General features: G+C 62.8%; 20 protein-coding genes. 11 read left to right on the forward strand and 9 right to left on the reverse strand.

Annotated features, from left to right (window positions below; all coding sequences use genetic code 11):
- Positions 1–206 precede the first annotated feature (206 nt).
- The 4 genes from gyrB to dnaA all read right to left on the reverse strand — a co-directional run bounded on the left by gyrB (position 207) and on the right by dnaA (position 6547).
- Positions 207–2648, reverse strand: a complete 2442-nt coding sequence (gene gyrB / locus HB634_RS14725) for a DNA topoisomerase (ATP-hydrolyzing) subunit B (RefSeq protein WP_213949077.1) — start codon at positions 2646–2648, stop codon at positions 207–209.
- A 67-nt stretch (positions 2649–2715) separates the two neighbouring features.
- Positions 2716–3798, reverse strand: coding sequence for a DNA replication/repair protein RecF (gene recF, locus HB634_RS14730; RefSeq protein ID WP_063572687.1), 1083 nt, complete (start codon positions 3796–3798; stop codon positions 2716–2718).
- Between the two features lie 88 nt (positions 3799–3886).
- Positions 3887–4987, reverse strand: a complete 1101-nt coding sequence (gene dnaN / locus HB634_RS14735) for a DNA polymerase III subunit beta (RefSeq protein WP_213949078.1) — start codon at positions 4985–4987, stop codon at positions 3887–3889.
- A gap of 210 nt (positions 4988–5197) precedes the next feature.
- On the reverse strand, positions 5198–6547 hold the full coding sequence (gene dnaA / locus HB634_RS14740) for a chromosomal replication initiator protein DnaA (protein ID WP_213949079.1): 1350 nt from the start codon (positions 6545–6547) through the stop codon (positions 5198–5200).
- A gap of 189 nt (positions 6548–6736) precedes the next feature.
- Here dnaA and rpmH point away from each other — a divergent pair, with 189 nt between their 5' ends.
- The 5 genes from rpmH to HB634_RS14765 all read left to right on the forward strand — a co-directional run bounded on the left by rpmH (position 6737) and on the right by HB634_RS14765 (position 10953).
- The gene (gene rpmH / locus HB634_RS14745; protein WP_007082494.1) at positions 6737–6871 is read left to right on the forward strand and encodes a 50S ribosomal protein L34; all 135 of its coding nucleotides are present in this window, start codon (positions 6737–6739) and stop codon (positions 6869–6871) included.
- A 29-nt stretch (positions 6872–6900) separates the two neighbouring features.
- Entirely contained in the window at positions 6901–7266 is a 366-nt protein-coding gene (gene rnpA, locus HB634_RS14750) for a ribonuclease P protein component (RefSeq protein ID WP_063571929.1), read from the forward strand.
- Between the two features lie 70 nt (positions 7267–7336).
- Entirely contained in the window at positions 7337–9031 is a 1695-nt protein-coding gene (gene yidC / locus HB634_RS14755) for a membrane protein insertase YidC (RefSeq protein WP_213949080.1), read from the forward strand.
- Positions 9032–9083: 52 nt separating this feature from the next.
- The gene (gene mnmE, locus HB634_RS14760; RefSeq protein WP_063571927.1) at positions 9084–10427 is read left to right on the forward strand and encodes a tRNA uridine-5-carboxymethylaminomethyl(34) synthesis GTPase MnmE; all 1344 of its coding nucleotides are present in this window, start codon (positions 9084–9086) and stop codon (positions 10425–10427) included.
- Positions 10428–10599: 172 nt separating this feature from the next.
- Positions 10600–10953 carry a hypothetical protein gene (locus tag HB634_RS14765; RefSeq protein ID WP_213949081.1) on the forward strand — a complete coding sequence of 118 codons (354 nt, stop codon included), beginning with the start codon at positions 10600–10602 and terminating at the stop codon, positions 10951–10953.
- 13 nt (positions 10954–10966) lie between these two features.
- Here the strand turns inward: HB634_RS14765 and HB634_RS14770 are convergent, their stop codons facing one another.
- Positions 10967–11863, reverse strand: coding sequence for a LysR family transcriptional regulator (locus HB634_RS14770; RefSeq protein WP_213949082.1), 897 nt, complete (start codon positions 11861–11863; stop codon positions 10967–10969).
- Positions 11864–12019: 156 nt separating this feature from the next.
- Here HB634_RS14770 and HB634_RS14775 point away from each other — a divergent pair, with 156 nt between their 5' ends.
- The 3 genes from HB634_RS14775 to HB634_RS14785 all read left to right on the forward strand — a co-directional run bounded on the left by HB634_RS14775 (position 12020) and on the right by HB634_RS14785 (position 14467).
- Entirely contained in the window at positions 12020–12778 is a 759-nt protein-coding gene (locus HB634_RS14775; RefSeq protein ID WP_213949083.1) for an SDR family oxidoreductase, read from the forward strand.
- Complete coding sequence (locus HB634_RS23065; protein ID WP_213949084.1) at positions 12762–13457, forward strand: glutathione S-transferase N-terminal domain-containing protein; 696 nt, start codon at positions 12762–12764, stop codon at positions 13455–13457. The genes HB634_RS14775 and HB634_RS23065 overlap by 17 nt, the downstream gene beginning before the upstream one ends.
- Positions 13458–13708: 251 nt before the next feature.
- Positions 13709–14467, forward strand: coding sequence for an SDR family NAD(P)-dependent oxidoreductase (locus HB634_RS14785; protein WP_213949085.1), 759 nt, complete (start codon positions 13709–13711; stop codon positions 14465–14467).
- Between the two features lie 17 nt (positions 14468–14484).
- On the opposite strand, the gene HB634_RS14790 is transcribed toward HB634_RS14785, so the two are convergent.
- From HB634_RS14790 to HB634_RS14805, 4 genes are all read right to left on the reverse strand, one after another.
- Positions 14485–15393, reverse strand: coding sequence for a LysR family transcriptional regulator (locus HB634_RS14790; protein WP_063571922.1), 909 nt, complete (start codon positions 15391–15393; stop codon positions 14485–14487).
- 110 nt (positions 15394–15503) lie between these two features.
- Positions 15504–16022, reverse strand: a complete 519-nt coding sequence (locus tag HB634_RS14795) for a GNAT family N-acetyltransferase (protein WP_213949086.1) — start codon at positions 16020–16022, stop codon at positions 15504–15506.
- A gap of 27 nt (positions 16023–16049) precedes the next feature.
- Complete coding sequence (locus tag HB634_RS14800; protein WP_063574120.1) at positions 16050–17276, reverse strand: MFS transporter; 1227 nt, start codon at positions 17274–17276, stop codon at positions 16050–16052.
- 99 nt (positions 17277–17375) lie between these two features.
- On the reverse strand, positions 17376–18272 hold the full coding sequence (locus HB634_RS14805; RefSeq protein ID WP_213949087.1) for a LysR family transcriptional regulator: 897 nt from the start codon (positions 18270–18272) through the stop codon (positions 17376–17378).
- 113 nt (positions 18273–18385) lie between these two features.
- Here HB634_RS14805 and HB634_RS14810 point away from each other — a divergent pair, with 113 nt between their 5' ends.
- The 3 genes from HB634_RS14810 (at position 18386) to HB634_RS22900 (ending at position 21563) form a co-directional block, all read left to right on the forward strand.
- On the forward strand, positions 18386–19435 hold the full coding sequence (locus tag HB634_RS14810; RefSeq protein ID WP_063571952.1) for an NAD(P)-dependent alcohol dehydrogenase: 1050 nt from the start codon (positions 18386–18388) through the stop codon (positions 19433–19435).
- 196 nt (positions 19436–19631) lie between these two features.
- Entirely contained in the window at positions 19632–20813 is a 1182-nt protein-coding gene (locus HB634_RS14815) for an MBL fold metallo-hydrolase (RefSeq protein ID WP_213949088.1), read from the forward strand.
- Positions 20814–20834: 21 nt separating this feature from the next.
- Entirely contained in the window at positions 20835–21563 is a 729-nt protein-coding gene (locus HB634_RS22900) for a DUF6624 domain-containing protein (RefSeq protein WP_063571951.1), read from the forward strand.
- The last annotated feature ends 29 nt before the right edge of the window (positions 21564–21592 follow it).

Consider the following 21592-nt stretch of genomic DNA (forward strand, 5'->3'; position numbering starts at 1 on the left):
ACAATGACTTGTTATATGAATGTTGGCGCTTACGAAATTAGGCCAACTTTTGGCCCTTGAAAACGCTGTTTTCAGCCCACCTTATCGGAGGTTGGGCTGAAGCATCAGTCCGTTCAATTCGCGGGCGTATGGAACAAAAAAGCACCCGGTGCAGGTAGCAACCGGGTGCTCTTTTTTGTGCACTAACGTGCGGTAGCGCGTCGACGTCAGACGTCGAGGTTGGCCACTTTCAGCGCATTCGCTTCGATGAAGTCACGGCGCGGTTCCACCGCCTCGCCCATGAGCATCGAGAACATCTGATCGGCGGCCACGGCGTCTTCGACACCGACCTGCAGCATGCGACGCGTTTCCGGATTCACCGTGGTTTCCCACAGCTGTTCCGGATTCATTTCGCCCAGACCCTTGAATCGCTGGATGGTACGACCCTTCTTCGCCTCGTCCAGCAGCCAGGTGCGGATGTCGGCAAAGTTAAGCACCCCACGCGACGCGTTTCCGCGGCGAACCACGGCACCCGGCTGCAGCTTCAGTTCCGCCAGCTGCTGCGAGATCGCCAGGATGGACCGGAACTCGATGCCGCCGAAGAACGACTGCGGCATGATCCAGATGTGGCTCAGGCCGTGCTGCATGCGTTCGACTTCGATTGCCGCGCCCTGCTCGTTCAGCGCCGGGCGGAAACGCAGCGTGTAGGTCGGCTTACCGAGGCCGCTTGCACTGAGGCGCTTGGCCAAGCCGTCCAGCCAGCCCTGCATCAGGGCAGCGTCGGTCCAGACCGCTTCAGCCATTGGCGCGTGCTCGAGCATCGCGGTGAGCGACGCCACGTCGAAGCGGTGGCTCAGGCGGGCGATCTGGTCGAGCGAGGTCTGGTAGTCGTGCAGCAGCTTTTCGAGCGCTTCGCCGCCAATGGCCGGCGCGCCCTCTTCCGGGAACAGCGACGCGTTATCGACCGCGCTGGAGATCAGGTAGTCGTTGAGGACGGCGTCGTCCTTGATGTACATCTCCTGCTTGCCCTGCTTCACCTTGTACAGCGGCGGCAGGCCGATGTAGACGTGTCCGCGCTGGATCAGCTCGGGCATCTGGCGGTAGAAGAAGGTGAGCAGGAGCGTGCGGATATGGGATCCGTCCACGTCCGCATCGGTCATGATGATGATGCGGTGGTAGCGCAGCTTGTCCGGGTTGTATTCGTCCTTGCCGATGCCCGTGCCCAGCGCGGTGATCAGCGTGCCGACTTCAGCGGACGAGATCATCTTGTCGAAGCGAGCCTTCTCGACGTTGAGGATCTTGCCCTTCAACGGAAGCACGGCCTGGGTGCGACGGTTACGGCCCTGCTTGGCCGAGCCACCTGCGGAGTCACCCTCGACCAGGAACAGCTCGGACAGCGCCGGATCCTTCTCCTGGCAGTCGGCGAGCTTGCCGGGCAAGCCGGCGATATCCAGCGCACCCTTGCGGCGGGTCATTTCGCGGGCCTTGCGAGCCGCGTCGCGGGCACGGGCAGCGTCCACGGCCTTGCCGGCAATGGCCTTGCTCTCGCCCGGATGCTCCAGCAGGAACGTGGCCAGCTTGTCATTGATGACCTGCTCGACCGCGGTCTTCACTTCGCTGGAGACCAGTTTGTCCTTGGTCTGCGAGGAGAACTTGGGGTCAGGCACCTTCACCGACAGCACCGCGATCATGCCTTCGCGCATGTCGTCGCCGGACAGGGCGACCTTGGCGTTCTTGGCCAGGCCTTCCTTCTCGATGTAGTTCTGCAGCGTACGGGTAAGCGCCGCGCGGAAACCGGTGAGGTGGGTGCCGCCATCGCGCTGCGGGATGTTGTTGGTGAAGCAGAACATCGTTTCCTGGTACGCGTCCGTCCACTGCATGGCGACTTCGACCGTGATGCCTTCGCTCTCGGAGCTGAAGCTGATCACGTTCGGGTGCAGCGGGTTCTTCAGCGCGGACAGGTGCTGCACGAAGGACTTGATGCCGCCCTCGTACGCGAAGATGTCCTTGCGCTCGTTGCGCTCATCCACCAGCTCGATCGTGACGCCGGAGTTGAGGAACGCCAGCTCGCGCAGGCGCTTCGCCAGGATGTCGTAGTGAAACTCGATGTTGTTGGTGAACGTCAGGTGGCTAGGCAGGAACCGAACCATCGTGCCGCGGCGATTGGTGTCGCCGAACACGGAAATCGGGGCCACCGGGTCGCCGTGGGCGTATTCCTGGCGGTTTTCCTTGCCGTCGCGCCAGATCGTCAGCCACAGCTTTTCGCTGAGCGCGTTGACCACGGAGACGCCGACGCCATGCAGGCCGCCTGAGACTTTGTACGAGTTCGCGTCGAACTTGCCGCCGGCGTGGAGCACGGTCATGACGACTTCCGCCGTGGACCTGCCCTCTTCCGGATGGGTTTCCACGGGAATGCCACGGCCGTTGTCGGCCACGCTGACCGAACCGTCCTGATGGATGATGACCGTGACGTAGTCGCAGTAACCGGCCAGCGCCTCGTCGATGGCGTTATCGACGACTTCGAAGACCATGTGATGCAGACCGGTGCCATCGTCGGTGTCGCCGATGTACATGCCGGGGCGCTTACGGACGGCATCCAGTCCTTTGAGGACCTTGATGCTGCCGGAGTCGTAGGCGTTCGAATTGGTCGGATCGAGAGGTTCGTTCATGCGATGCCTGGTGATGGCGCAGGTTTCGGTCCCGGGCGGCGCGGAAGGGCCCGGGACAGTCAATCGATTATAGCAAAGCCGAGACGACACCCTGTTCCACGTGGAACACAGTCACTGGCTGCTCGATGAGGGCGGACGGAATCTCGGTTCCCGTCACGAAGACCTGGACGTCGCGGCCGAGAAGCTGCGCGACTACCCACTCTTGATGGGTACGATCGAGCTCGGATGCAAGGTCGTCAAGGCAGACGACAGGCCACTCTCCGCGGATTTCGGCGTGCAGCGAGGCCTGACCAAGAAGGCACGCCAGGGCACACAACTTCTCCTGCCCGCGGGAGAGGTGTTCGCGTAAGGGGGCGTGCTCGAAACTGATCGTGAAGTCGGCGCGATGCGGGCCGACCGTGGTGTGGCCCCGACCCAGGTCGCGCAAGCGGCGCTCGGACAGGGTAGCCAGCAGATTCGCTGCCTCGTCCCAGCCTGGCTTGTAGCGGAGGCTGAATTCGCCGAGCTCGGGCAGCACGTTTTCCATGAAGCCCTGGATGTGTGGGAGAAGTCTGGCGATGTAGTCACGCCGAAACAGGGTGATGGCCTCCCCTGCTCCCGCTAGCTCCGATTCCCAGGGTTCGATGAGACTGGCCTCTATGGGCCCGCCGTTTCTCAGGAGCGCATTGCGCTGCTTGAGCGCACGCTGGTATCGGCGCCACTGGCCGACGAAAGAATGTTCCACGTGGAACAGACCCCAATCCAGGTAACGCCGACGCTCGTCGGACGCCCCGGCAATCAGGTCGTGCGAGCCCGGTTCAAAACACACCACGGCGCACTCCTGGACCAAGGAGCCCAGCGATGCCGCCGTATCACCGTCGACCCGGGCAACCCAACGCCCACTCTCCCGCCCTAGCCCGAGGCGACGGATCCGACCATCGTCCGAATGCACTTCCGCGAAAACGGAAAGCGCCGTAGCACCCCGCTTCAACAGTACGTCGCGAGACCCTGCCCGGAAGGAGCGCCCATGCGAAAGCAGATAGGCCGCTTCCAGAACACTGGTCTTTCCGGCGCCGTTGGCCCCGACGAACACGTTGATCCCCGCAGCCGGTGACAGCGTCACCCCCTCGAGGCAACGCAGACCGGCGATTCTCAGCGACTCGAACTTCATGCCAAATACGTTCCCGTCCAAAACGAACGACGCCGGGGTGTCGAAGACATCCCCGGCGTCGTGGGCCGAACTCTAGCTTGCCTTGCCGTCAGAGGCGAAGCGGCATCACCACATGGCGTGCTTCTTCGTTGCCCTCTTCCTGGAGCAGGCAGCTGGACTGGGCGTCACGTAGGTTGATCCGGACCTTGTCGCCACGAAGTGCGCTCAACGCGTCGAGCAGATAGCCCACGTTGAAGCCCACGGCGAGATCGTCGACCACGGTTTCCGCTTCGACTTCCTCCTGGGCCTCTTCCTGCTCAGGGTTGTGAGCAATGATCTTGATACGGCCGGGGGTCAGCTCGAGCTTTACGCCGCGATACTTCTCGTTCGACAGGATGGCGGCGCGCTGCAGCGCGCTTTTCAGCACATCACGCTCGATCGTGGCCGTTTTGTCGGCACCGAGCGGAATCACTGCCTCGTAATCCGGGAACCGGCCGTCGATGAGCTTCGAGGTGAACGTGACACCACCGCGACGGACGCGCAGATGGTTCCGACCGAACTCGAGCTCGACCATGCCTTCACCGGACTCGAGCAGGCCCACCAGCTCATTCACGCCCTTACGGGGAATGATGATCTGGCGGCGAGCGGAAACGGAGCTTTCCAGCTTGGTCTCCTTCAGCGCCAAGCGGTGTCCGTCGGTGGCGACGCAGCGCAGCGTGTGCTCCTGGAGATCCAGCAGCATGCCGTTGAGGTAATAACGGACGTCCTGGTTCGCCATCGCGAAGGCGGTGCGGTCCATCAGGTCGCGAAGAACTTCTTCCGGCAACGAGACGCGCTCGACCAGTTCGATTTCATCGACGGTCGGAAATTCCGTCGCAGGCAGCGTAGCCAGCGTGAAACGGCTGCGGCCGGCATTGAGCGCGATGCGTTCGCCGTTGAGCTTGATATCGATCTTCGCACCGTCAGGCAGTGCGCGAACGATATCGAAGAGCTTGCGGGCCGGAATCGTGATCTCGCCTTCCTGGACCGCGTCAGCGGCCGTGGTGGCGACCATCTCGACTTCGAGGTCGGTACCGGTAAACGAGACCTCGCTACCGGAGGCGCGAACCAGAAGGTTGGCCAGTACAGGCAGGGTCTGACGACGTTCTACGACGCCTACGACTTGCTGCAGAGGTTTGAGCAGAACTTCCCTCTGGATGCTGAATTGCATGCGCCCCTTCTCCTGCTTTTAAGTTTTAAGATTTTATAGTGGTTGTAGTAGGGCCGGTGGATATCTGGAGAAGCCTGAATTTCCAATATATTTCAGATGCTTATCGGTTGATATCGACTGGGCCTAAGAGGCGGTGCCATGTGTGTAGCTTGTGGATAACTTCGAGGGTCAAAACCATCCTCTGTCCATCCACCTATTATCCACAGGTTCTCAGCCCGTCAATATGCGGATGAGCTGTTCCCAATCCTGACGCATACGAACGTCCTTTTCGCAGAAACCGCGGATGGTGCGGCAGGCATGGAGAACCGTCGTGTGGTCGCGACCACCAAAGGCTTCACCGATCTCCGGGAGGCTGTGGTCGGTCAGTTCCTTGGAAAGCGCCATGGCTACCTGCCGGGGACGCGCCAGGGAGCGCACACGGCGTTTGGAAAGCAGGTCGGACAGACGCACCTGGTAGTAGTCGGCCACCATCTTTTGGATGTTGGGCACGGTCACGGCCTGGGCATGCGTGTTCAGCAGATCGCGCAGGGTCTCCTCTGCGAAATCCGTCGTAATCGGCTTACGGTAGAAGTTGGCGCGAGCCGCCAGCGTGTTGAGGGCGCCCTCGAGGTCGCGCACGTTGGAGCGGATGCGCTTGGCTAGCAGCATCGCAACGTCCTCCGACACTTCCATGCCCTTGTCGGCCGCCTTGGACAGAAGAATGGCAGCGCGCGTTTCGAAGTCAGGCGGCTCGATCGCCACCGACAGGCCCCAGCCCAGGCGCGACTTCAGCCGCGGCTCCAGCTTGTCCAGTTCCTTCGGATAACGGTCGCAGGTAAGAATGATCTGCTGCTTCGCTTCGAACAGGGCGTTGAACGTGTGGAAGAACTCTTCCTGCGTCGTGTCCTTGCCGGCGAAGAACTGGATATCGTCGATCAGCAGCGCGTCCACGGTACGGAAGCGACGCTTGAACTCGTCCATGTTCTTCTGCTGCAGCGCTTTCACCATGCCACTGACGAACTGCTCCGAGCGCAGGTAAAGCACCTTGGCGTCCGGATTGTTCTGCATGAGCAGGTTGCCGGCCGCATGCATGAGATGTGTCTTACCCAGACCCGTGCCGCCATAGAGCAGCAGCGGGTTGTAGGCGCGACCAGGATTCATGGCCACCTGCATGGCCGCCGCTTTGCCTAGCTGGTTCGACTTGCCTTCCACGAACGTATCGAACGTGTAATGCGGATCCAGGTTGTGCACGTGGGGCGCTTCCGGCGCCGCCTCGCGAGCAGGCCGTGCCGGTGCGGCCGCCGGCGACGACGCCACGGGACGCTGGGGAGCCGGTCGTCCGCCGGACGAGCCCACTTCCAAGCGCACGGGCACCGGGTGCCCGAGGAGGTGTTCGGCGATCGTCTGGATCTGTTTCAGGTATTCATCGCGGACAGTGTCCAGCGAGTACGGATTCGGGGCGTAAAGATGCAGCCCGCTGGCGTCTTCCCTGGCCTGCAACGGCATTAACCAGGTCTGGACGTCCTCGGCGCTCAATTCGCCTTCAAGACGCTCGAGACAGCGCCTCCAAAGATCACTCATCGGGTATTCTTGCCACAGAAAGGGCGCTTGCGCGCGGGGTGGACGACGAAGTCTACCAGCGTTCCGCCCCTGCCTCGGGGTTCGCCTGGCCGGACCGCCGCAGTTCTTGCGCGGCCAAGCGGTTGACACTTCAGCGGAATGTCGGCCATACTTTCCGGCCATATTCATTCTTCACCCGGATTAAGAGTCATGAAGCGGACTTTCCAGCCCAGCAAGCTCAAGCGCGCCCGCACCCACGGCTTCCGCGCCCGCATGGCGACGGCCGATGGTCGCAAGATCATCAATGCCCGCCGCGCGAAGGGTCGCAAGCGCCTGATCCCGTAATCGGTTCGTCTGTCGTGCGAGCCGCAGCCATGCCGCGCGAAGCGCGGCTCCGCCGCGCCGCCGACTTCGCAGCCTTGCGAACAGTCAGCGGACGCCTTGGCGGCCGCTGTTTTCTTTTGCGCTTCGGAAACAACGATGTCGACACGGCAAGGCTAGGCCTCGCCATCTCCAAGCGCTGTTCCAAGCGCGCGGTCGACCGTAACCGGATCAAGCGCCTGGCACGTGAGGCGTTTCGCCGCGCGCGCATCGCCCTACCCCACGTCGACATTCTGGTCATGGCGCGCGACAGCGCGGTCAAAGAGACCGGCGAAGCCCTGTTGGCCGAGCTCGACATGCTCCTGCGCAAGGTCCGGCCGTTGAAGCGCGAAGGCGCCGACGGCACAATCGCGCGTTGACCTTCTTCTCACCGTCGTCCCCGTCTCTCCCGGCCAGCTGGCTGAGACGTCATCCGGATCTGGCCCTGCAATGAATCAAACGCGCACGCTCCTCTTCTTCGCGCTCATGTTCGTGGCGTATCTCTTGTGGACCGAGTGGGAGAAGGACTACGTCCACCCGCCGGCTCCCCCCGCTCCGACGGGCCAGACCACGGCCGGACAGGCCGGTGCCGATGCCGCCGTACCCGGCGCGACGAACCCCGCCGGCGTGCCGAACGAATCCGGCGCACCGGTGGAAGGCAAGGCCGAGTTGGTCACGCTCTCTAACGATCTGCTCCGCCTGACCATCGATACCCGCGGTGGCAGCATCGTTCGATCGGAACTGCTCGCTTATCCGACCGAGCCGGAAACCAAGAAGAACCCGACCTCCCCGCCGGTCCGCCTCCTCGACGACGAAGGCGCGCACTTCTTCGCCGCCCAGGACGGTCTGGTCAGCAGCACCGGTGCCGCGCCGGACCATCGCGCGCTGTTCCACGCCGAGAAGACCGAGAACATTCTGGCCGATGGCCAGAAGACGGTCAGCGCCGAGCTGACCTGGACGGACCCGTCCGGCGTGAAGGTGGTCAAGCGCTATACCTTGAAGCGTACCGACTACGTGGTCGACCTCGACCAGCACATCGAGAACGGTTCGGCGGCGATGTGGAACGGCAATGCCTACCATCAGCTGCAGCGCGTACCGGCTGAGAAGGTGAACTGGTTCAAGGCTTATACCGATCCGGCGCAGCACAGCTTCTTCGGCGCCGCCTGGTATAGCCCGGAAAGCAAGTTCGAGCCGCTGCCCTTCGCCGACTTCACCAAGAAGCCGCTCAACCACCAGATCACCGGTGGCTGGGTCAGCATGCTGCAGCATTACTTCTTCGTGGCCTGGATTCCGCCGGCCAACGAGGCCGTGACCTACACCAGCAATATCGTCGATCCGAACTCCGCGACGCCGCGTTATCTCGTGCGCGCCTTCGGTCCGGCGATCCAGGTCGCTCCGGGTCAATCCGCCGACAGCGTTGCGCGCCTGTATATCGGCCCGAAGCTGCAGGGCACGCTCGACGTCATCGCGCCGGGCCTGGAACTGACCAGCAACTATGGCTGGTTCACCATCATTGCCCAGCCGCTGCACTGGCTGCTCTCGCAGCTTCATGCGATCAGTGGCAACTGGGGCGTGGCGATCATCCTGCTCGTGTTGCTGATCAAGGCTGCGCTTTACAAGCTCACCGATGCGCAGTTCCGTTCGGGAGCACGCATGCGCAAGCTGCAGCCGCGCGTCGCCGCGCTCAAGGAGCGTTACGGCGACGACCGCGTGAAGATGCAGCAGGCGATGATGGAGCTGTACAAGAAGGAGAAGGTGAATCCGATGGCAGGCTGCCTGCCCATCCTGATCACCTTCCCGATCTTCATCGGCCTGCTCCGCGTGTTGTCGGAATCCATCGAACTGCGCCATGCGCCGTTCTTCGGTTGGATCCACGACCTTTCCGCGCCGGATCCCTTTTACGTACTGCCCGTGCTGTACTTCATCGTTACCCTGCTCACGCAGCGCATGATGCCGACGGCGGGCATGGATCCGGCCCAGGCCAAGATGATGAAGGTCATGCCGCTGATCTTCGGTGTCTTCTTCGCCTTCTTCCCCTCGGGCCTCGTGCTCTACTGGACGATCAACGGTGCGACCAGCCTGCTCCAGCAGTGGTACATCAACCGCAGCGTCGACCGGGCCGAGATCAAGGCCAAGACCGCATAACCCCCGAGCGGCGCGTCGAAAGACGCGCCGCTTCGCTATTGAAGGTACGGCAATGAATCACGGCGACGACACCATCGCGGCCATCGCTACCGGCGCCGGCGCGGCTGGGGTCGGCGCCGTTCGCGTTTCGGGGCCGTTGGTTCCCGCCATCGCCAAGGCATTCCTTGGCCGCGACCCTGTACCGCGGCACGCGCACTTCGCTGCGTTTCGCGACGGCCATCGTGAGCTGATCGATCGCGGGATTCTGCTGCACTTTCCGGGGCCCGCCTCGTACACCGGTGAGCATGTGCTCGAGTTGCAGGGGCATGGCAGTGCGGTGCTTCTCGACGCCCTGCTTCGTCGTTGCATCGAACTCGGCGCACGTCTGGCGCGACCGGGTGAATTCACCGAACGCGCGTTCCTCAATGGGAAGCTCGACCTCGCCCAGGCGGAAGCTGTGGCCGACGTCGTAGCGGCGACATCGGAAGCGGGCGCGCGCGCTGCCTTACGTTCGATGGAAGGCGTGTTCTCGGCACGTGTCGACGCCTTGCTTGCGGAGATGATTGCGCTTCGCGTGCATATCGAAGCGGCGATTGATTTTCCTGAAGAGGAAATCGACTTTCTTGCCGATCCCGTTATCGGCGAACAGCTCACGTCATTGCGTGCGAATCTCGATGTGTTGCTCGTGGAGACGCGCCGTGGCGTTCGACTTAATGACGGCATCACGGTCGCTATCGTCGGCCGGCCGAACGCGGGCAAGTCGAGTCTGATGAATGCTCTCGCGGGACAGGAACGCGCCATCGTTACCGACATCGCTGGTACGACGCGTGATGTGCTCCGTGAGTCCATCAGTATCGATGGCGTTACGCTCGAGCTGGCCGACACCGCAGGTCTGCGCGACTCGGTGGATGTCGTCGAACGGGAAGGGATCCGGCGCGCACGTGCACAGCTTGAGCGATGCGATGTTGCTCTCCTCGTCACTGACGCCGAGCACGTCGCCTTCGATCTCGCGTTCTTTGAAGGCACACCGACGCATGCGTCACGCATAGTCATAGTCAATAAGATCGATCTGGCCCAAGCATCGGCACATCGGGAATCCCACGAAGGCTACGACGCGCTGTGGCTGTCTGCGTTGACCGGCAATGGCCTTGACGCACTGCGATCAATATTGAGAGACCTCGCGACGGCTGGCGCGGGTGACGGTGCCTTCAGCGCGCGACGTCGTCATGTCGTGGCGCTCGAGTGGGTTCGTGACCATCTGTCGCGCACCGCGGATGCGCTGCATGGATCGCATGCTGGAGAGCTTGCTGCGGAAGAACTTCGTCAGGCGCAGCAAGCACTGGGTGAGATCACCGGAACGTATTCATCGGATGATCTTCTTGGGGCGATCTTTAGTTCGTTCTGTATCGGGAAGTAACGAGTTCCGTCTAAACGCAAGGGAAGGTACTGAGTCGTGTCATCCAAGCTCGAAACCGCGCCCGTGGAGACGCACGAATCAAAATGGACAAGATCGAGGATCCTGACGATATATCTCTGCGTCCTGGGTACTCTGTTGATCCCGATCTAGATCCCCCGGATGCAGAAATTTCATGCTTCCGGACAAAAGCGAGCTCAAGAGATTAAAGCCCTGGGTCGTTCCCTTCCGCATCACGATGCTGAGCGGATATCTCGCGTTTATGTGCTGGCTTTGCGTGTACGGCTTAGCGTCCCTCTTCGTCCTTGTGACCTCGCGAGCTGACGCGCCGATCACCGCGCCGATTCACGTGGTCCGAACATCGGGCCGTTGTCCGATGAGATATTCGTTCTTCGACCCAGCTATTCAGCGCCGTGTAAACAAATGCGGCTGGCCCTTCGCTCAACCGGTCTCGGGTGATATCGCACGTATCGATCAATCGGTCGGTCCGTTCGGCATGCTTCTTCTGTCGGTTAGCCGTGAGCAGTGAACGACGTAAGTAGCTACGCGTGAACGACGGTTGCCTCTGGGGGGATCTCTCGCAAACGAGAAAGGAATTCCTCAAGGATCGGCGACGTATTGCTCCTGCTATACCCCACGACGAGATCCAGCATCGGCGGATTCTTCAGCGGGCGACTGGTCACCGACCAGGGCATCAGGTCCTGGATGTACGCGGGGATCAATGCGAGCCCGCGCGTCGATGCCACGAGTGACATCACCATGGCAGGATTGTCGACACCTTGCGTCGGTTCAATCGCAACACCCGATCGTTCGAGGTAATGATCGATAACCCCGCGAAGCACCTTCGCCTTGTTCGCCATCGCGACGTACGGCTCGCCGATCATGTCCTTCGGCTCGACCATTTTCCGCTTCGTCAGCCTGTGATCGCTCGGCATGAGCATCACCAACTCCTCCTGACCGATAACGCGATACTCGAGATCGTAATCCGGCTCGGCTCGCATGAAGGCGAGATCGAGTCGTCCGCGTGCGACGGCATCGGCAAGATCCGGCGAGTAGTCACTCGACACCGTGACATCGACGGTCGACATGTCCTGATGTAGCAACTGCATCGCACGAGGCAGCCACTTCATCTCGAGGCCGGTGAGGAAGCCAAGCGCGAACCGCCGCTTCGAAGGTAACGCTGCTCGACGCGCAGCTTCGACGGCGGCATCCACCTGGCTCAACGCCAGGCGCGCGTGATCGATGAATGCCCTTCCTGACTCGGTGAGGACGACACCTCGCGCGCTACGTGTGAGCAACGCGACGCCGACCTGATTTTCCAGGTCGCGTATCTGCCGGCTGAGCGAGGGTTGCGATGTATGCAGCCGCTTCTCGGCGGCCTCGGTGAGGCTGCCCGTTTCAGCCACGGCGATCAGGTACCGCAGGTGCCGCAGTTCCATGAGCCCATGCCTCGGAGGTATGCCTACCAGCTTACAAAGTCTTTTTCAGACGCGCCAGAGCGGCCTAGATTGTCCATCAAGCCGCCGGTAGACCTATTTGTCGATCCCGACGGCAAGCCTGATCCGTTCAATAGCCATAACTTTGAGGAATACGTCATGAGCAACCAAATCTTCGATCTCACCGGCAAGACCGCCCTGGTGACCGGTGCTTCGCGTGGTATCGGCAAGGCCAGCGCCCTGGCCCTCGCCAAGGCAGGTGCACAGGTGCTCGTGCACTTCAGCCGCGGCGAACAGGAGGCCCAGGCCGTCGTCGACGAAATTCGCCAGGCCGGCGGCAAGGCAGAGAAAGTCGGTGCGGACCTCCGTGCCGCGCAAGGGCCGCACGAACTCGCCGCCAAGGTCCGAGAGATCATCGGTGGCCGACTCGACGTCCTGGTCGCCAATGCAGGCATCGCTGTCTCCGCGACGATCGAGGACACCACCGTCGAAAACTTCGACAACCTCTTCGCCGTGAACGTTCGCGCCCCCTACTTCCTCGTGCAGCAGCTCCTTCCGGTGATGTGCAAGGACAGCAGTGTCGTGCTGCTTTCATCGCTCGCCGCCAAGTCCGCTGTCGGCACGTTGTCGGCTTACTCCGCGACCAAGGGCGCCATCGACACGCTTGTAAAGCACTTTGCGTCGGCACTGGGCGAGCGCGGCATTCGCGTCAACGCCGTTGCACCGGGCGTGGTCCCCACCGATATGTCGAGCTTTGCCAAGAGCGACGAAGGTCGTGACTTCACGCTGAGCATCCAGGCGCTGAAGCGCATGGCCACTGCCCAGGACATCGCTGACGCGATCGCCTTCCTCGCCTCCGACGCATCACGCTGGGTGACCGGCGAGACGCTGCACGTCGACGGTGGCTCGAAACTCTGATCGACCCGATCTCCCCTTTAGAAGAAAACCCATCACTACTGAATCACTCAAGCTCTACCAGTCCGGCGGTTCGCCGAATTCGCGCCGCGTGCGCATCTTCATCGCCGAGAAGAACCTGACCATCCCTAACGTCGCAGTCGATCTCGGCAAGGGCGAGCAGCACGCAGAGGCCTACCGGGCGATCAATCCGCGCCGTGTGGTGCCTACCCTGGTACTGGGCGACGGCACCTCGATCGGAGAAGTGCCGGCCATCCAGCGTTACCTCGAAGACGCCTTTCCGCAGCATCCCTTGTTCGGTACGAACGCGAAGGAGAAGGCGCTCATCACCATGTGGGAGCGGCGGGTCGAACTCGAAGGCTTCGCGTCGGTGATGGAGGCCATTCGCAATGTGCTTCCAGGTCTGCAGGGCCGCGCTATCGCGGGTCCGCACGATTACGAGCAGATCCCCGCGCTCGTGGAACGTAGCAAGCAGCGCGTGGCGAACTTCTACATCGATCTTGAAGCGCGGTTGTCGGAAGTGAGCTTTGTCGCCGGTGACCGGTATTCGGTCGCGGACATCACGGCGCTGGTGACGGTGGACTTTGCGACGAAGGCGATCGATATGCCGGTGCCGGAAGGTCATGTTGCGACGAAGCGCTGGTATGCGGAAGTGAGTGGTCGGGTGAGTGCGGGGGCTTGAGGGAGAGCTTCGCCGATGAATCGGCTCCTACAGGGAGCAGGTTACGGCGGGGGGCAGGTCAAGGCCGGGACCAGGTTACGGCAGGAGCCGGTCATGGCCGGAAGTGGGTCCCCGATTGATGTGGGGCCCACATAAGTCAAAGTGGAAATGAATGGCTACTGCGGCTGCCTGGTCATCGCTAACTTGTCTTCAACGAAATGCGCCGCTGGCCCCGACTAACGGGGCGGCGGCTAACTCACCGAGGACACACCATGAAAATCAGCGGCAATACCATCTTCATCACGGGCGGCGGTTCGGGCATCGGTCGCGGTCTCGCCGAAGCACTTCACGCCAAGGGCAACAAGGTCATCATCGGCGGACGTCGTCGCGGCCATCTCGATACCGTCGTCGCGGCGAACCCGGGCATGAGCGCCGTACAGCTCGACGTCTCTGATGTCGCCGACATCGAGCGGGTCGCAAAGCAGCTCATTGCGGAGTTCCCGACACTCAACGTGCTGATCAACAACGCGGGCATCATGGAACTCGACCGTGCGGTCGGTCGCCTGGACGATGCGCAGATGGTGTCGACGATTACCACCAACCTGATGGGTCCGCTGCGCCTGACTTCTGCCCTCATCGACCATCTCAAGAAACAGCCCGATGCGACGGTGATCTACAACAGCTCGGTGCTTGCCTTCGTGCCACTCGCCTTCACGGCCGTCTATTCCGCCACCAAGGCCGCGCTGCACTCTTACGTTCTTTCGCAGCGCTTCCTGCTCCGCGAAGACGGCGTCAAAGTGCTCGAGATCGCTCCGCCGTGGGTTCGCACGGAACTGATGAATAGTCAGGAAGCTGAGCTCGCCATGCCGCTCGATGAGTTCATTGCCCAGACCATGGCCGTGCTGGAGACGGACGCAGACGAGATCCTCGTTGAAGGCGCACGCCCCCTTCGCAACAACGCGGGCCCCGCGGAGCACGGGCTCGTCGACGGCTTCAATACGCAAATGTCGAGCATCTTCGGCGGCGGTTGATAACCGAAGGCCGCCCGTCAGTAGGGCAGGCGACCAAGACCGGCATCGATGGCCAACTCCGCGATGAGATGATCGACGACGGCGCGCGCTGCGGCGCGTGTCGCTCGTCCGAGCGGAAAGTACGCAAAGACAGGAATTTCTTCGGTACGCCAGTCGGTGAGTAGCTGAACCAGTGAGCCATCGGCGAGCTCGCGCCGACATGCCCAACCTGTCGTCGACGTAATGCCCATGCCGGAAACAACGGCGGCGACCGCGCCTTCGCTCTCGTTGGTGCTGAAGTGCGAGCCGAGCTCGATCGTCCTGACGTCATCGTCGCGCTCGAATCGCCAACCCCTGGGCACCATCGACGCGGGTCCGGAAACAATGCGATGGCTGACGAGGTCGTCGGGAGAGGTGGGCGTTCCCGCTGTCGCGAGGTACGCAGGCGACGCGATGATCACCCTCGGAATCACGGCCAACTGCTTGATCGTGCCGCTCGCGTCTGGCTTCGACCCGACGCGGATCGCGACATCCACGGCATCGCGCACGAGATCCTGCCGACGGTCCTCGAGCAGGAGCTGGAGTTCCACGTTGGGGTACCTGGTCGAAAACGACGCAAGGCGCGGAATGATCTCGCGTATGGCGATGCTCAGTGACATGCTCATGCGTATGAGTCCGCGAAGGTCACCGCCGTCGCGCACACTGTGCTCGGCGTCGTCGAGCGCGAGCAGGATCGGCTCCATGCGCGCGAGAAATTCCGAACCGGTCTCCGTCGGGACCACGGCACGCGTCGTCCTTGAAAGCAGACGTACCCCGAGGTCCGATTCAAGGTCTGCGATGATCCGCGAGGCCTGCGACTGCGACAGCCCGCACTCGCGCGCTGCAGCAGAGAAGCTGCCGAGCCTGGCGACACGCGTGTACAGCTTGAGCGCGAAGATGTCTTTCATGCCGGAATCCCGAACCCCGCGGATTGAGGTCTCGCCTGCATGGAAGATAGCGGAATCCGATCGCTGCCGGTCAGTCACCGGCCTATTCCTGTTCGGGACCAGCTTCCCGGTTACAGCGCGCGGTACATGAGCAGGTCGCGCTGGGCGTCGCTGCCGACATGGAAACGATGCTCACCCACTTCGACGAAACCGAACTTCGCATAGAAGCGGACGGCTCGCGGGTTGTTCTCCCAGACGCCGAGCCATACGCCATTAGCACCACGCTTCGTAGCGTCGTCGAGCGCAGCATCCATGAGCAGCGCCGCGACGCCCTTTCCATGCCAGGGCGCATCGACGTAGATACGATGGAGCTCTACCGCCCTAGATTCCGGAACGCAGGCCGGACGTTCGCCGGAGCGTACTTGCGCGAAGCCGGCGATTGACGCGCCGTCGGTACAGAGCAAGGTCGTGATGTCCGGATCGACAATCTCCGCGCGCTGGATCGCTTCGCGGTAGCTGCTCCGGCAATGCTCGGCCATGTGTTCTTCGGCGGTGGATTCGCCGAAGGTGGCGCGGAACGTTCGCTCCATCACCTGAGCGAGCGCCGCCGCCTGGTCGGCGGTCGCGATGCGAAGTCGAAAGGTGGTCATCGAATCTCCAACGCCGTGCGGTGACGGTCAGCAGGGCTCGGCGGCCGCTTCGGAGATCGTCCGCTTCTCGGCGGCAACCGACGCCGCCCAGATACCCAGACCCGCCAGTGCCAACAAGCTGCCGACCCAGCCGGGCGATGTCCAGCCGTAGCCGCCTGCGATGGCCAGGCCACCGAGGAACGGGCCCAGCGCGTTCGCCGTGTTGAATGCGGAATGATTGAGCGACGCGGCAAGGCCTTGCGCATCACCCGCGACGTCCATCAGGCGTGTCTGCAGCACCGTACCCAGGGCACCACCGATGCCAATGCAGAACACGTCCAGGCTGAGCAGCCAGATGTTGCCGGTAGTGAATGGGAAGAGGGCAAGGAGCACCATGCTCCACACCAGCAAGACGCCGGCCGTGCGCATGAGTGCGCGGTCGGCGAAGACGGGAACGACCATATTGCCGATGGTCATGCCAACGCCGAAGACACCCATCACCCAGGGCACCGACGACAGCGGCATCTTCGTCACGTTGATCAGGATGTCCGCCAGGTACGTATAGACGGCGAACATGCCGCCGAAACCAATCGCACCGATGGCGAGCGTGTACCAGACCTGCGAACGCTTCAGGGCACTGAGTTCGCGCAGCGGGCTGGCCTTTGCATCGGACGGCGTGTTCGGCGCGAAGATCGCGACGGCGGTCATCGTCAGCACACCGAGTACGGCGACCAAGGCGAAGGCCCAGCGCCAACCGACCGCCTGGCCCAGCCAGCTGGCCAGCGGCACGCCGACGACGGTCGCGACGGTGAGCCCGAGGAACATCTGACCTACCGCGCGCGTGCGCCGGTTTGCAGGCACCAGCGAAGACGCGACCAGCGCGGCCACGCCGAAATACGCCCCATGCGGCAAGCCGGCGAGGAACCGGAAGACCAGCATCCAGTGGTAGTTCGGCGACAGCCCGGTCAGGCCGTTGAACACGGTGAACATGGTCATGAGGATCAGCAGCAACCGGCGCCGCGGTACGCGCGCACCGAGCACGGTCATCACCGGCGCGCCGACCACGACGCCCAGCGCATACGCGCTGATGGTGTGACCGGCGGTTGGCGCGTCGATGCCCAGGCCCTGCGCGAACAGGGGAAGCATGCTCATCGAGGCGAACTCGGTCGTCCCGATGGCGAAACCACCGACGGCGAGCGCGAGGATGACCAGGCCAACGTGCGGCGCGCGGACGGGCGGGATACCCGGATCGAGGGCGGGTGCGGAAGCAGACATGGGGGACTCGGGACGTGGGGGCCCGGCGCGTGGTGCGCCGCAGCATACGCCTAGGATACCCCTTGCATGCGCTTGCACCAAGCGCATCTCAGAAGCGCCTCACCCCACCCCGTCATCGCGGATGAGATCGATAAAGGCGCGCAGGGCGGAGGTCACCCTGCGCTGCCGCGGGTAATACAGCATGAAACCCGGATACGACGGGCACCAGTCCTCGAGTACGCGAACCAGCCGGCCGTCCTTGATGAACTGGGTGAGTTGGTCTTCGAGCACGAAGGTCAGGCCTACACCGGTCAGGGCTAGGTCCAGCGACAGCCGGAAGTCCGCGAAGGTCAGCCGGCCCGGCACATCGACGTCCAGCTTTCGGCCCGCCTGCTCGAACTCCCACTTATAGATACGCCCACTGGGGAATCGGAACCGTATGCACTCATGACGCATCAGGTCGTTGGGGTGCAACGGCGTGCCGTGGGTCGCCAGATACCCCGGCGTCGCGACGCAGACGCTCCGATGGGGGCCACCGATCGGCACCGCGATCATGTCCTCGGGCACCTGCTCGAGAAAGCGGATCCCGGCATCGAAGCCCGAGGCCACGATGTCGATCAGGCCATCGTTGTCCACCGCCTCGAAGCGCACATCCGGGTAGGCCGCCAGGAACCGTGGCAACAGCGGCGGCAGGATCAGCTGGGCGGTGATCCGCGGCATATTGATCCGGAGCGTGCCGGAGGGCGCGGCGCGGAAGTCGTTCATCTCCTCCAGCGCATCACCGACATCGCGAAGGGCTGGCTCCAGGCGCTCGAGGAGTCGCTGCCCGGCCTCCGTGAGGGAGACGCTTCGGGTGGTCCGGTGGAACAGCATGACCCCGAGCCGCTCCTCGAGCCCGCGGATCGCGTAGCTGATCGCGGACGTGGACAGGGTCAATTCGGCCCCTGCCTTGCGGAAGCTGGCATGGCGCGCCACGGAAGCGAAGGCGGCGAGGTGGGAAAGGTTGTCGGGTCGCATGATTGTGAAGGATATCTCAACGGCTCGTCCCGGAATCCCCGCTGGCCGCGCCATTCCAGCGGACGTATTGTTGTGGACTACCGATCAAACTCTCAACGATAAGGATGACTGCCATGATCGACGTCCGCGGATTTGCCGCCAAAAGCGCAACGACCCCCCTCGTCCCCTTCACCTTCCAGCGCCGCGAGCCGGGCGAGCACGACGTCCGCATCGAGATCCTCTATAGCGGCGTCTGTCACTCCGACCTGCACCAGGCCAAGGGTGACTGGGGCAACTCCACCTTCCCGATGGTCCCGGGCCACGAGATCGTCGGCCGCGTCGTTGCCGTCGGTTCGGCCGTGAAGAAGTTCAAGGTCGGCGATTTCGCCGGCGTGGGCTGCATGGTCGACTCCTGCCGTACCTGTGAATCGTGCAAGCAGGACCTCGAGCAGTACTGCCTGACCCACACCAGCTTCACCTACAACGGCACCGAGCAGGACAAGACCACGCCGACCCAGGGCGGTTATTCCACCGAGATCGTCACCGAAGAGCGCTTCGTGGTGAAGATCTCCGAGAAGCTCGACCTCAAGGCGACCGCGCCGCTCCTGTGCGCCGGCATCACCACCTACTCGCCGCTGCGTCACTGGAAGGTCGGCAAGGGCCAGAAGGTCGGTGTGATCGGCCTCGGCGGTCTCGGCCACATGGGCGTGAAGTTCGCCAAGGCGATGGGTGCGCACGTCACCATGATCACCACCTCCGCTTCGAAGGGTGAAGACGCCAAGCGCCTCGGCGCCGACGCCGTGCTGCTGTCCACGGATGCGGAAGCAATGAAGGCGGCGGGTGCCAGCTTCGACTTCCTGCTCAACACGGTGCCGGTGTCCCACGACATCAATCCGTACACCAACCTGCTCAAGCTCGACGGCACCATGGTGCTGGTTGGCGCGCTCACGCCCCTCGACGGCGTGGTCGGTGGCAGCCTGATGCTCCCGCGTCGCACGATCGCCGGTTCGGCCATCGGCGGCATGGCCGAGACCCAGGAAATGATGGACTTCTGCGCCGAGCACAACATCGTTTCGGACATCGAAGTCGTCGACATGGCGTCGATCAACGAGACCTATGTGCGCCTTGCGAAGAACGACGTGCGCTATCGCTTCGTCATCGACATGGCCACCATGCCGGCGTGATCGAAGCTGTCCATGAAAGCGTGAGGTAACAACCATCGCCGGCGGAGCCGGCTCCCACCAGTTCGTCGCGACCCACAAGGTTGCAGTGTCCCTGTGGGAGCCGGCTATGCCGGCGATGCTCTCGATCGGTAGGAGTCGATTCATCGGCGATGCCCTTGCTGCTATCTTCAAACCCGACCACCGCCAAGGACACGGTTTGAAGCGATTCCTCCGCTACGCACTCATCCTGGTCGCACTCATCGCGGCCTTCCTCGCGTTCGTCGCGATCAGCGCCTGGCCGAACATCGGCACCCTGCCCGACGCCGTGCAGACCGCGCGCGACGCGAAGTCGCCCGAGTGGCATAACGGCAAGTTCGAAAACCCGCTGCCCATGTATACGAACGTGAAAGGCGGCGTGTTGCAGATGTTGAAATCGGCGCCCGGCGAAGAGCCCGACGCGCCCGTTCCGACGATGGACTCCTCGGCGCTGTACAAAGTGCCGCCGACATCCGGCCTACGCGTTACCTGGTTCGGCCATTCATCGATGCTGCTCGAGATCGACGGCACGAACATCGTCGTCGACCCGCTATGGAGCGAGCGCGCCTCGCCCTTCTCCTGGCTCGGCCCGAAACGTTGGTATGAACCGCCGGTTCCCATCGACCATCTTCCCCATGTCGGTGCGGTCATTGTTTCGCACGATCATTACGACCATCTCGATCGCGCTTCCATCCAGGCGTTCAATGCCCTTGGCGTCCGCTTCATCGTGCCGCTCGGCGTTGCTTCGCATCTCCGTGGCTGGGGCGTACCCGCCGAACGCATCACCGAACTCGACTGGTGGCAGGACGCGAAAGTCGGCAACCTCGACATCGTCTCCACGCCATCGCGCCATGCCTCCGGACGTCTGTCCGCGCGTAGCGATGTGACGCTCTGGACGGGATACGCGCTGATCGGCAAGGAACATCGCGTGTTCTATTCCGGCGATACCGGCTTCAACGATACCTTCGCCGACGTCGGTACGAAGTACGGGCCGTTCGACGTGAGCCTGATCGAATCAGGCCAGTACGACGCCCAGTGGCCGGACTGGCACCTCGGTCCCGAGCAGGCGATGAAGGTGCACGAGGAGGTGCGCGCAAAGGTGCTCATCCCCGTGCACTGGGGCCTTATCAAGCTAGCGCACCATGCGTGGACCGAACCGCCGGAGCGCATCCTTGCCGCGGCGACATGCAGCCACGCGGACGTGCTCGTGCCGGAGCCGGGGCAGGCGGTGGAACCCACGATGCACCCCGTCATCCCTCGCTGGTGGCCACTGCAACACGTGGCTACCGCGCGAGAGAAGCCGATCGTCGCTTCAACGCATGGTGATCCGAAGCAAACGTTTGAGATTCCGACCTGCCCGTAGCTCACGACTCAGGGGGATAGCATGTTTCGAGTTCGCAGGTTCGTCGTCGCCACATGGATGCTGACCTCGACGGTCGCGATGGCCGATACACAAGACGACGCCATTGCCACGACATGCCCGAACGCGCAGGCATGGAAAACGCGGATGGAGAAGACGCACCCTGACCAGACAGCCGAGGCGGGTGCGCGTCGCGATGCGGGAAAGACATTCACCCAGCCCGCGTACCGCGAGGAGTTGCATCGGCGATTCCTCGCCGACAAAGCCGCGCGTGACGCCTGGACCGCGACGCGCATGACGCCGGAAGGCTGGACGCGCGTGAAGAAGGTCGACGCGAACAACCAGGCCTGGTTCAAGCCACTGTTCACCCGCAATGGATATCCCAGCGTTGCGCAGGTGGGTGAGCGCGGCGTCGTCGAAGCCTTCTATCTGGTCCAGCATGCTGCAGAGAACACCACGGACACCGCCTTTCCCATATCGATGTTGCCCGCGCTTACCGACCTGACGAAACAGAACCTCCTTCCCAAGGCCGACGCCGCCACATTGATCGACGAGCTCCTTCAAGACGAGGGAAAGCCACAGCGGTACGGCACGCGTTATTCGTTCCCCGCAGATCAGTCGGGCCCGCGATTGGAACCCACGGAAGATCTCGCGCACCTGGACGCGCGTCGGGCCTCGATGGATCTTATGCCGAGCGCCGACATGACCTGCGTCATGAACGTTGTGGGCGAGCGATTGAAATATTCGCTCTGACGGCCGATCCGAATCCGCCCGTAGTCGCC

It is taken from the genome of Luteibacter sp. dw_328, from assembly GCF_018449605.1.
In the GTDB taxonomy this organism is placed as follows: domain Bacteria; phylum Pseudomonadota; class Gammaproteobacteria; order Xanthomonadales; family Rhodanobacteraceae; genus Luteibacter.